This window comes from Mycobacterium deserti (genome assembly GCF_025345615.1).
Taxonomy (GTDB): domain Bacteria; phylum Actinomycetota; class Actinomycetes; order Mycobacteriales; family Mycobacteriaceae; genus Mycobacterium; species Mycobacterium deserti.
Map to the genome: position 1 here is coordinate 489,054 of NZ_JAODWD010000001.1, position 10,203 is coordinate 499,256.

At 66.2% G+C, this 10,203-nt stretch carries 10 protein-coding genes and 2 pseudogenes; 2 read left to right on the forward strand and 10 right to left on the reverse strand.

Annotated features, from left to right (window positions below; all coding sequences use genetic code 11):
* Positions 1 to 45 precede the first annotated feature (45 nt).
* Positions 46 to 1,095: an NAD(P)H-dependent amine dehydrogenase family protein gene (locus N4S67_RS02465; protein WP_260991346.1), complete on the reverse strand. Its 1,050-nt coding sequence runs from the start codon at positions 1,093 to 1,095 to the stop codon at positions 46 to 48.
* 138 nt (positions 1,096 to 1,233) lie between these two features.
* Between N4S67_RS02465 and N4S67_RS02470 the strand changes: the two genes are divergently transcribed.
* Positions 1,234 to 2,433 carry a lipid-transfer protein gene (locus tag N4S67_RS02470; protein WP_260991347.1) on the forward strand — a complete coding sequence of 400 codons (1,200 nt, stop codon included), beginning with the start codon at positions 1,234 to 1,236 and terminating at the stop codon, positions 2,431 to 2,433.
* Here N4S67_RS02470 and N4S67_RS02475 read toward each other — a convergent pair.
* Positions 2,357 to 3,520, reverse strand: coding sequence for an alpha/beta fold hydrolase (locus N4S67_RS02475; RefSeq protein WP_260991348.1), 1,164 nt, complete (start codon positions 3,518 to 3,520; stop codon positions 2,357 to 2,359). The genes N4S67_RS02470 and N4S67_RS02475 overlap by 77 nt on opposite strands.
* Before the next feature lie 114 nt (positions 3,521 to 3,634).
* Between N4S67_RS02475 and N4S67_RS02480 the strand changes: the two genes are divergently transcribed.
* Positions 3,635 to 3,952: a hypothetical protein gene (locus N4S67_RS02480; RefSeq protein ID WP_260991349.1), complete on the forward strand. Its 318-nt coding sequence runs from the start codon at positions 3,635 to 3,637 to the stop codon at positions 3,950 to 3,952.
* Positions 3,953 to 3,957: 5 nt separating this feature from the next.
* On the opposite strand, the gene N4S67_RS02485 is transcribed toward N4S67_RS02480, so the two are convergent.
* From N4S67_RS02485 to N4S67_RS02520, 8 genes and pseudogenes are all read right to left on the reverse strand, one after another.
* Complete coding sequence (locus N4S67_RS02485) at positions 3,958 to 4,254, reverse strand: hypothetical protein (protein ID WP_260992021.1); 297 nt, start codon at positions 4,252 to 4,254, stop codon at positions 3,958 to 3,960.
* Between the two features lie 158 nt (positions 4,255 to 4,412).
* Complete coding sequence (locus tag N4S67_RS02490) at positions 4,413 to 5,462, reverse strand: hypothetical protein (RefSeq protein WP_260991350.1); 1,050 nt, start codon at positions 5,460 to 5,462, stop codon at positions 4,413 to 4,415.
* 450 nt (positions 5,463 to 5,912) lie between these two features.
* Positions 5,913 to 6,242: an STAS domain-containing protein gene (locus N4S67_RS02495; protein WP_260991351.1), complete on the reverse strand. Its 330-nt coding sequence runs from the start codon at positions 6,240 to 6,242 to the stop codon at positions 5,913 to 5,915.
* Between the two features lie 174 nt (positions 6,243 to 6,416).
* Positions 6,417 to 6,875 (reverse strand): ATP-binding protein, encoded by a 459-nt coding sequence (locus N4S67_RS02500; RefSeq protein ID WP_260991352.1) that lies wholly within the window; start codon positions 6,873 to 6,875, stop codon positions 6,417 to 6,419.
* Between the two features lie 32 nt (positions 6,876 to 6,907).
* Positions 6,908 to 7,252: an STAS domain-containing protein gene (locus N4S67_RS02505; protein ID WP_260991353.1), complete on the reverse strand. Its 345-nt coding sequence runs from the start codon at positions 7,250 to 7,252 to the stop codon at positions 6,908 to 6,910.
* Between the two features lie 127 nt (positions 7,253 to 7,379).
* A complete protein-coding gene (locus N4S67_RS02510; RefSeq protein ID WP_260991354.1) occupies positions 7,380 to 7,964 on the reverse strand; it encodes a CHAP domain-containing protein in 585 nt (194 codons plus the stop codon).
* A 362-nt stretch (positions 7,965 to 8,326) separates the two neighbouring features.
* Positions 8,327 to 9,134: pseudogene (locus N4S67_RS02515) on the reverse strand (peptidoglycan recognition protein family protein).
* A gap of 168 nt (positions 9,135 to 9,302) precedes the next feature.
* Positions 9,303 to 10,203 (reverse strand): annotated as a pseudogene (locus N4S67_RS02520) (condensin complex subunit 2); the annotation flags it as partial.

Sequence of the window (10,203 nt, forward strand, 5' to 3'; positions counted from 1 at the left end):
ACCCGCGCCCCTCAATCGCGGCCGACACCACCACGACACCAACCCCTAGCCGAGGCGCGTCGCCGCCTTGCCGCTGATCAGCGGTAGGTCGAGATACGTCGCGATACCCGCTTCCGCGGCGCACACCGCCGGAATCGAGTTCACGCAGTGCGCCGCCGTGCCGACGATGCCGTACTCGGGTCCGACTCCGCCAACCTCGGACTGGAACCCCTTGACGGTGATCGTCACATCGGGATTGCCACGCACCTCCATCTCGTAGCGCTGCCCCTCCGGGCCGAATGTCCAAGCGGGGTCCAGGTTCTCCTCGCCCATCAGCCAGTTCACCGTGACGCGCACGACGGGTTCGCCACCGGCCAGCGCCTCCCAGTGGAATTTGCGGCCAGCCACCTGGCCGGGCTCGATGGTGCCGATCGGCGAGGATATGGGCGCCGTCGCGACCGCGATCTCCTGCGACGAGCGCACCTTCGGGTCGGTGTCGAACCCCATCTTGTCGACGATCATCCTGACTGCCTGGATGAAGCCGCCGTCGAGCAACTTCTGCATCGGGCCGCTGAGCGCCTTGTCGGGCACCTCACCGAAGCCCATCACATGCCGCACGACGTCGGGCGCTTCGTAGGTGCGCAGATCCGAGAACTCCTCGGCGCGAACGAATGTCACACCGGTTGAGAAGGCCGAAAACAGCAACGGGAACTTCTCGCTGATGCCCCCGGGCGCGATCCCGGTCCCGTGCAGCGTCGCATTACCTTCCAGGGCAGCTTCGCGAAGCGGCGCACTCTGCCGCTCGCTCGGGTACACCCAGCCCACCGGGGTCACCACGTTCTTACCGGACCGAAGCAACGCGGCGACCTCGTCCGGATTCGGCAGCAGCGGGGCGTACACGACCGCGTCGGCGTCCAGCGCGAGAATCTCGTCGACGCTGTCGGTGGCGGTGACACCCACGCGACCCGTGCCGATGATCTCGCCGACGTCCTTGCCCGCCTTGCCCGGCGAGTGCACCCAGCAGCCGACGAGTTCGAGATCGGGGTGCTCGAGCACGCCTTTGATCGCCGCGACGCCAACGCCGCCGGTTGCCCACTGCACGACCCTCAGGGCCACGTCGCCTCCCAGAAACTAGAACACGTTCTACTCCGGTGTACACCACAGGTCGCCCTGCCGGACCACATTCGACCGGTTGGTCGATCGGCGACGGGTATGTTGCTGTGCAGACCGCAGTGCAGCGAAGGGACAACCGCCATGCCAACCGCCAGGAACAAGGTTTTCGTCGTCGGCGTCGGAATGACGAAGTTCGAGAAGCCGGGCCGCCGGGAAGGCTGGGACTACCCGGACATGGCGCGCGAGTCGGGAACGAAGGCGCTCGACGACGCAGGCATATCGTACACCGAAGTCGAACAGGGCTTCGTCGGCTACTGCTCGGGCGACTCGACCTCGGGCAACCGCGCGCTGTACGAACTCGGCATGACAGGCATCCCGATAGTCAACGTCAACAACAACTGCTCCACGGGCTCCACCGCGCTTTTCCTTGCCGCGCAGGCGATTCGCGGTGGGCTCGCCGATTGCACGATCGCACTCGGCTTCGAGAAGATGCAGCCGGGCGCGCTGGCCGGCGGCGCCGAGGACCGCGAGTCACCACTGGGCCGTCACGTCAAGGCCCTGACGGAGATCGATGAGTTCGCGTTACCGGTTGCGCCGTGGATGTTCGGCGCCGCGGGTCGCGAGCACATGCGCCAGTACGGCACCACCGCCGAGCATTTCGCGAAGATCGGCTACAAGAACCACAAGCACTCGGTCAACAACCCGTACGCGCAGTTCCAGGAGGAGTACACCCTCGACGACATCCTGGCGGCGCGCATGATCTCCGATCCGCTGACCAAGCTGCAGTGCTCGCCGACGTCGGACGGTTCCGGCGCGGCGATCGTCGCCAGTGAGGCATTCGTCGACAAGCACGGCCTGGCCGGTCAGGCGGTGGAGATCGTCGGGCAGGCCATGACCACCGACTTCGACAGCACCTTCGACGGCAGCGCCAAGAACGTGATCGGCTACGACATGAATGTGCAAGCGGCACAGAAGGTTTACGACCAGTCCGGCCTGGGGCCAAGCGACTTCCAGGTCATCGAACTGCACGACTGCTTCTCGGCCAACGAGTTGCTGCTGTACGAGGCGCTGGGTCTGTGCGCCGAGGGCGAGGCGCCCAAGCTGGTCGACAACAATGACACCACCTACGGCGGCCGCTGGGTCGTCAACCCCTCCGGCGGACTGATTTCCAAGGGACATCCGCTCGGCGCGACCGGGCTGGCGCAGTGCGCTGAGCTGACCTGGCAGCTGCGCGGCACCGCTGACGCCCGGCAGGTCGACAACGTCACCGCGGCGCTGCAGCACAACATCGGCCTCGGCGGCGCGGCGGTGGTGACCGCTTACCAGCGCGCCGAACGCTAAAGCTCACCGATGCCCGGCGGCGCCGGCGCCAGCGCAATCGTCCCGGACTCGAAGTGCGCTGCGGCGCACGTGCGGACCGGCAGGGTCCCGCACGTAGTCGGTCGAGCGAAACATGTTGTGGTGGTTCGCTTCCGACGGTGTCAACCGGCGCGGCGAGCCTGCGCAGCATGGCGTCCTCAGTGAGCAGGTGCTCGGCCCAGCAGGTGAGGCACCCGTCGCTCGCGGAAGCACGTAGCGCGTCGCCCAGTTCGGCCGCGAGCAACTGGCGCATCATGTCGGCGCCGTGCCGAGGATTGGCCAGCATCCACGAGTGATAGGCACCGGGCACCCGGTACAGCGCGCCGTCGGCGCGTTCGGCCATGTCGACCGCGGCGTCGAACGGGACGACCAGGTCCTTCTCGCCGTGCACGACGATGGTGGGTACGTTGCGCTCGCGCATCGTCTCCAACATCGGGGTGTAGTCGCCCGAGGCGACGATGGCCCGGAACGCCGCGGGCAGTCCGAGCGGTGTGCGGACGTTGCGGGCCAGCGTTGACGACATCATGCGCAGGTAGCGATTGCGCTCCGGAGCAGGCAACTGAAGCGGGTCGCCGTGTGCGTCGTAGGCCGCGCCGAGCAGACTGCGGATGGCCCGCCGCGGCGAGCGGATGGGCATGCGGATCGACTCGTCGAACGGTGCGCCCGCGGCGGCGTCGAGCAGGATCGCGGCCAGCACGCGGTCCGGTGCGGTGGCCGCCAAAGCGACGATCATGCGGCCGCCCATCGAGTGGCCCATGAACACCGCCTGCTTCACGCCCAGGGCATCGAGCGTGCGCATGGTCAGGTCGACGCGGTGCGCCAGGTCGGCGGCGTTGCGGGGTAGGTCGCGGGTCACACCGTGGCCGGCGGCGTCCAGGGCGACAACGAGAAAGCCCATGCCGGCGAGGCGGCTGAGCATGCGAATGTAGGCGCGGCCGCTGAGGCCAAGGCCATGCAGGAACACCAGCGGAACGCCATGGCCTCCGACCGACACGCCGACGCGGTGGCCGTCGTCGAGGGCCACCACGTGGTGTGTCAGGCGAACGCGCGTCGCCGATTTCGGGCTCACATGAATATGGTTAGCCAAGCGCCGCGGTGAGCGCCATTTCCGCGGTGGTGGGGTTGGTTACCACCGGCGTCGAACTGTGATCTGATTGACTTCAACACGTCGAAAGGTGCGGTCATGCAGACAACACGGGTGCTGGTCGCCGCGGCCGCCGGCGCATGTGCGGTGGTCGTGTTCTCCGGCGCGGTCGCTTCGGCCGACGGCGAGACGGCGGCGGAAGTGATCGAGGAGCTGCAGAGCGAGGGTTTCACGGTCAACATCGACCGGATCGGCACCCGCCCGCTCGACGAGTGCGTGGTCACCAACGTCCGCAATCCCCAGCAGTTCACCCAACTGGTGCCATTGCTCGGCGGTGACGATGATGGCGGGAGCGTGTTGGTTCCCGCCATCATCAGCAAGCCCGTTTCGGTGTCGCTGGACTGCACCGGCCAGTAACGGCGTCAGCGCCGCGAGCAATCCGCAGTCACGGTGACGTTGCGCTCTGCGACGACCTGAATGAGATCCTCACCACGACGAACGAATTCCTTTCGCTCGCGGGCATTTCCGACGTCGGTGATCACACACTGATCCAGCGGTGCGCTCCCGATCCGGTTGACTTTCACGTCGAAGCCCTGCGCCTCGAGCGTCGCGATCGTGAGCTCGGCCGAATCGGCCGCCGAAGCGATGGCGGCGGGCGCGACGATCGCTCCGCAGGCCGCCGCGGCAATTCCGGTCAGTATCAACAGCGTTGCGCGCATGTCCGCGCCTCCCTTCATGTAGGCCCCGGTGGCCTTCACGCGGTACGACGGGACAGTCGCGCAAGTGGTTCAACGCAATTTCGAAATGCCGAAACTGCGGGGAGATCGCCTACTCACGCGGATCGGCGATCTCCCCGCAGTCTGGAGCGGTGGTGGCGCTAGGCGGCGCTGGTCGACTGCAACTCGCGCGCCTCACGGACCGCGATCGGATCGGTCGCCACGAACTGCGAGTAGAGCAGCGGCAGCGACGAGTCCACGGCGAACGTGGTGATCTGGCCGGTGTAGTCGGCGACGTGCAGCCGGCTCCCGTGGGAGTCGAGTGCGACACTGGCGGGCCGGCCGGCGACCGTGACGGTGTCGACGACGCGACGGGTCAGGGTGCACACCACCGCGACGCGGTCGTAGTCGACGACGTAGGCCCGGGTCTTGTCGGCGCTCAGAACCATCTGGATAGGTGCGCCGACGCCGAGTTCCACTGTCTGGGTGATCCTGTACGTAGACAGGTCCACCACGGCGATGACGCCCCCGCGCTGCCGGTCAGAGGTCAGGACGAAAGCGGTCCCGTCGCCGTATGCGATGTCCCGGATCGGTGAGCCGATCCGTACCGCATGCACTACCCGGGCGGTCTCGGTGTCGACGATGACCAGAGCGCTTCCTTGGGCGTCGGTGGTCGCGACATACAGGCGCTTGCCCGACGGGTCGACGGCCACCGCGTCCACCCCGGCGCCGGGAAGCGCCGCGATGTCGATGGTGCCCACCCGCTCGGCGGTGATGTCGATGACGGCGACGTCCGCGTGGCCGTCGCCGGCGCGACCCACGTAGACCCGCTTACCGTCGGGGCTGACGGCGAGCGAGGTGATGCTGAACGCCAAGGAGTAGGTGGCGATGACGGCCTTGGTGTGGGTGTCGATCACGGACACCGCGTCGTACGTCGATGAGGACGTGCTGACGAAGACGCGATCATTGGACGCGGCGACCGCGAACGGCTCGCCCGGAACGACGACCAACGCCTCGGTGGCAAGCGTGTCTGCGTTGAGCAGCGCAACGGTGTCGTCGCCGAAATTCGAGACTGCCACCGCCCCGGAAGCCGCGGTGATGTCGCCGATGGGCCCGCGTCGCACTGACACGGTGTCGATTCGGGTGATCTGGTCGCGCCGGTCGTCCGTCGCGTTCGCCGCAGCGTTGCCGGGCATCACAAAATTAGCCATGTTCATTCGGTACCTCCGCCGGTTGGGCGTGCACCGGCTGTAGATTTCAGGTCAGTCTGCGCCCGCTGGGCGCGATCTCGACCGAGTCTAGCGACGCAAATTCGTACTTCGAGTACGTGCGAGCTCGGAACGGCAGCGCCGCGCGGAAACCTCTCAGACACCGCTTAGAAAACAATTCGTTACCCAGCCGTTATCAACTGAGAGCAATCCGTGCGGTGCCGCTCATCTGGGAAGACGTGACGTCGGCAACCGAGGGAATTTAAACCTGGCGAGTACGCGAATATCGGTTTCTTACTTTTCGAACTCAGAAGTGAGCGGTAGATCACAGTCGACACGCAGCAAATTTGACGCCCCTGCGGCGTAGTAACCCGACTTGCTGTGGGGCTCGCCAAATTCACTTTGACCGCAGCGGCCCCATGAATCACTCGCCCGTGCTCATACCTTCGTCGCCTAGGCCGGCTCGACGAGTCGCAAAGTGGGCCGGGTGGTGGGCGCCACCGGAATCAAGCCTTCCGGATCGCAGAGTCGCAGCACCCGCGAGACCGCGTCGCTGGGCACCACGTACCACGACGAGTCGGCGTGCATCATGCGCGCGTTGACGGCGTGCAGAGCCGCGACGCCATCCAGAGCCATGAATCCGACGTCGGACAGGTCGACGGTGATCCGATTGTCGCCTGCGGCGGCATGGCACACCGCGTCGGCGAATTGCTTGGCGTTCGACGCGTCCACTTCTCCCCTGGCGCGGATCGTTACCTGCTTCGAGGTGCCGCGACCGGACACGCGCCGAATGACAGAGAACGCCCGAGAAGATATCCGCGGAGGGCGGTAGATGGCAGCGACAGTCATGAATGTGCGCCGTTGTACTCACCCATGCCTGCGCTCGCTTTCCCGCGAAATCGTGACGATGGACCGCCAACCGTGTGTTCCCAGAGGATTCGTCGGCCAAACCCCGGATCACGCAGAAGTGGCGAAACCGTCCTCGGGAGCCAGTCCACAATTGCCGAACCGCAGGTCAACTGTGGTGCCGGTGCGCTCGCGCGAGATCGACACGTCGTCGGACAAAGCTTCCATCAACTGCAGTCCGCGGCCGCGCGTTGTCAACCGATCCGGCTCGACCTCGCGCCAGCGGCCGTGATCGGCAATCGTCACGCGGAGGTCGCCGTCGGGATAAAGGTGCGCCCGCATCGTCATCGAGCCCTGCGGCGAGTCGATGTAGGCGAATTCGGCGGAGTTGGTGAGCGCCTCGTTGACGGCCAGCAGGATGTCATTAAACCGCGCTGCATCCAGCGCGAGAGTCGTCCGCAGCCACTGCGCTAGCTCATGTCGCATCTGAGCCACCGTTTGCGCATCCGCAGTCCCGTTGCAGACAAACGCCGCATCCGGCCCGCTCGACGTGCACATCGGATTACTCATGATGATGGTTGGTTACCCCGTTGCGCTCGCAGTCATGCAGCGAAGTTCTGCAGCGCGTCATCGAGCGTCGCGAACAGGGAGATGAGGTCAGCGATTCCGGTGATCTTGAGCGGCCGACTGGTGGCCGGGCCGTCCGCGACGACAGCGAATCGTGTGGCGTCGCCGGTCTGGTTGTGGGCTTCCATCAGCACCTGCATGCCGGCCGACCCGAGGAATGCCACCTCGGTCAAATCGACGATCAATCCCTCGGGATCTTTGACCAGCACCGCCTCGATGGCATCCCTGAGCTGGGGCGCCGTGAGCATGTCGAGGTCTCCGGATGCGGCCACGACCGCGACACGGTCGATCCATTTCTCCGTACAAAGCTGTCCGTCCAAGCCTCACCTCTTGCTCGGCGACCACTAAAGCGGTCTGTCTTGGTCTTGCGAGGCTGCAGTTTTGAACCCGGGCAATAGGGTAGCGAGTCCGTCAATCCGGTGCACCGCCGCCTCGCCTCCGGCCTGCTCAGGGGAGAAGTATGTAGGTCATCCCCGGCGAGTGCTTCACCCGGCGGCTCGACCAACTGATCAAGCCGTCGCCGTTGCTGTGCACTTCGGTGATGCCGATGTACTGGCCGTCGCGTCGGCTGGCCGTCGTATCGACCCAGGCCACATGGCCCGGCGGCGGTGCGCGGTCGATCCCTGGCTGAAACACGACGATCGATCTCGGTTCCGGGCGTTCGGCGACGGTCCACCCCGCGGCCCGCGCACTGTTGCCCCAGTCCTTCGGCGGTCCCGTCAGCGCCGGGTAGTACTGATCGCCGGATACCTGGAACCACTTCGCGAGCGCGCCCCATGTCGGACTGCCGGGGTCGGCCGGGTTCTTCTGGGCCTTCTTCCCCGTCGCGCGCGCGGGCGCTACCGGGGCGGGCGTCTCGCCCTCGCACCGCGGAACCACTGGGTCGTCGGAGCCCGTGTCGAGCATTGCGTCGGTGACGTAGCCGCCTTTGTCGAGCCGGTTCCAGATATTCGTCGTGAGCCGATACGGGCCACCGGAAAACGCTTCCCCGCGGAAATAGCAGACGATCACCACACGAGCCCGATCGTCCACGGACCCTATTTTCTGGCTGTTTGCCGAGGGCGCCGAGCGGACATTGAGGTCGCCGCTTCCGGTGTTCACCGTGACGGTGCGAGGATCTGCGGTGGCCGGGGCAGCGAGAATAAGGGCCGCTCCGACCGAAACAACCAGCGACACAGCGAAAGAGATCGACGGGACAATGCCGCGTCGGGGCAGGGCACACAGGCTCATAGCGCAACCCCCTCGAAGTCGTCGGCAGAATGATAATCCATTCTTGCCGTTTGCTGTGAACCCCGACCGAGTGTCGGAGTGAAATTTGCCCGCCGTTTGCCACGGATTACTCGTGTTCCTGACGAATTGAGCCGCTAGTTGGAGTGCGACATGCAATGGCGATCTCAGACCGCCATTCGCTTGGCCTGCGAGCGGCTCGACGGCAGCCGCGACAGTCTCAACGCTGCAGCAGTGGCAGGTCCGACGATGCCGTCCACCGCGAGGGTGCGCGCGTACTCCTCACTCTTGAGGCGGCGCTGCAGTTCGGCAACCTGAGGTCCCCGTGACCCGCGAGACAGGAGGACGTCGGCGTACTCGCCGATCGGGATCGGCGAACGCGGCGTCGTTGTCGGCACGGGGCACCCTGTCGATCTGGCGCTGAATGTCGTCACGTAGGACGTCCATGTCGATCCCGCCTGGGTCCCACTTCCCCTGCGAGCGGCCGGCGTACTCCTTATGGCCTATCGTTCTCGCGGAGGTCTGAGCGAGTCGCCGATTGATAGCGGCGCAGCACCGCACCAGGGCGAAATATTGTTCTTCAGGCCAATTTTCGCGATGCGAAGCGGTAGGACTTGTCCCACTGTTGGCGCACTCGATTCCGATCAAGTGCCAGTTGCCCATGTTGGTCGGCAACCAGGGGTACATGCCCGCACCGGCGTGCCATGCGACGCCGACCGCGACGACGGTCACGGTGCCGTCTCGCGCGATGTGTAGTTGTGACAGTGGGCCGGCGAGATCAGGCCGGCCCTCGGCGATCGAGGCGGCGCTCGCGAAGTCGGATCCGGTGTGGTGCACCATCACGCCGCGGATGTCTTTGAAGTCGCCGTGACCCCGGTTGCGCCATCCCGGATACTCGACAAGGTCGACGCCCTCTGACTTGATGACATCGGCAAGCCAGACAGGATCTCCGGTCCACGTGTTGGTCTGCGGCACCGGCCAGATCCTCCTCACACAGGAAACTCTTGTCGTGGTCATGTAACGGTCGAAACAGCGAGATCGATTATCGCGCTACAGGTTTCGTGCACAGTCTAGATCAGCACATGAATCGACCCCCTCCCCGTAGGGAGGGGGTCGACTCAGTTACCTCGACGCTTGGCCGCGTTAGTCGGAGTCGCCTCCGCCGCTGCCACCGCTGCCACCGTCGGAGCCGCCGCCACCGCTGCCGCCGCTGCCTGAGCCGCTGCCACCGCTGCCGCCGCTGCCTGAGCCGCTGCCAGCGCTGCCGCCGCTGCCTGAGCCGCTGCCAGCGCTGCCGCCGTCGGAGTCGCTGCCGCTACCGGTGGACCCACCGCTGCCCGTGCCGCTGCCGCTTCCGGCGTCGTTGGCATCGTCGCCGCCGCTGCTGGCGTTGTTGCCGGCATCGTCGTCGTCTCCGCCGGTGTTGCCGGCATCGTCGTCGCCGCCGGTGTTGCCGGCATCGTCGTCGTCGCCGGTGTTGCCGGCATCGTCGTCGCCGCCGGCGTTGCCCGCATCGTTGGACCCGCCGCCGGTATCGCCAGCAGTACCGCCGCCGGTATCGCCGCCACCGGTGTCGACGTCACCGCCAGTGTCGCCGCCGCCATTGTCGACGTCGCCCCCGGTAGTGACGTCACCGCCACCCTGCGAGCCATTCGCATCGCCAGCGCCGTCTAGCGACTGAGTTTGCGCTTGCCCGGTGTCGGCGAACGACATCCGCACCGATGAAGGCACTTCGCCCACATCTTCGGTGGCCACCTGGACCGTTGCGGCCGGGTTGATCGCGTTCTGGATCGCCTGCCCGATCGCACCGAGGATCGACTCGGCGAGGTCGCCCGCAGCGCCGAGACCGAACTGCGTCAGATCGCCTGCGCCGCCGATGCCGAACTGCACGAGATCGCCTGTGCCCCCGATACCGAACTGCACCAGCGACCCCAGCGAGCCAAGGGCGAATTGGAGCGCGTCACCGGCATCACCCGGATCCACCAGCTGCGCCGACGGACCCGCCGCGGCAGCCGCGGTGGTGGTCGCCGCCAACGGCGAGAAC

What these genes read in the sequence shown, in the direction of transcription:
- N4S67_RS02470 (WP_260991347.1), top strand. Translation starts at nt 1,234, where the DNA reads ATGCCAACCGCCAGGAACAAGGTTTTCGTCGTCGGCGTCGGAATGACG.
- N4S67_RS02480 (WP_260991349.1), top strand. Translation starts at nt 3,635, where the DNA reads ATGCAGACAACACGGGTGCTGGTCGCCGCGGCCGCCGGCGCATGTGCG.
- N4S67_RS02485 (WP_260992021.1), bottom strand. Translation starts at nt 4,254, where the DNA reads ATGCGCGCAACGCTGTTGATACTGACCGGAATTGCCGCGGCGGCCTGC.
- N4S67_RS02490 (WP_260991350.1), bottom strand. Translation starts at nt 5,462, where the DNA reads ATGGCTAATTTTGTGATGCCCGGCAACGCTGCGGCGAACGCGACGGAC.
- N4S67_RS02500 (WP_260991352.1), bottom strand. Translation starts at nt 6,875, where the DNA reads ATGAGTAATCCGATGTGCACGTCGAGCGGGCCGGATGCGGCGTTTGTC.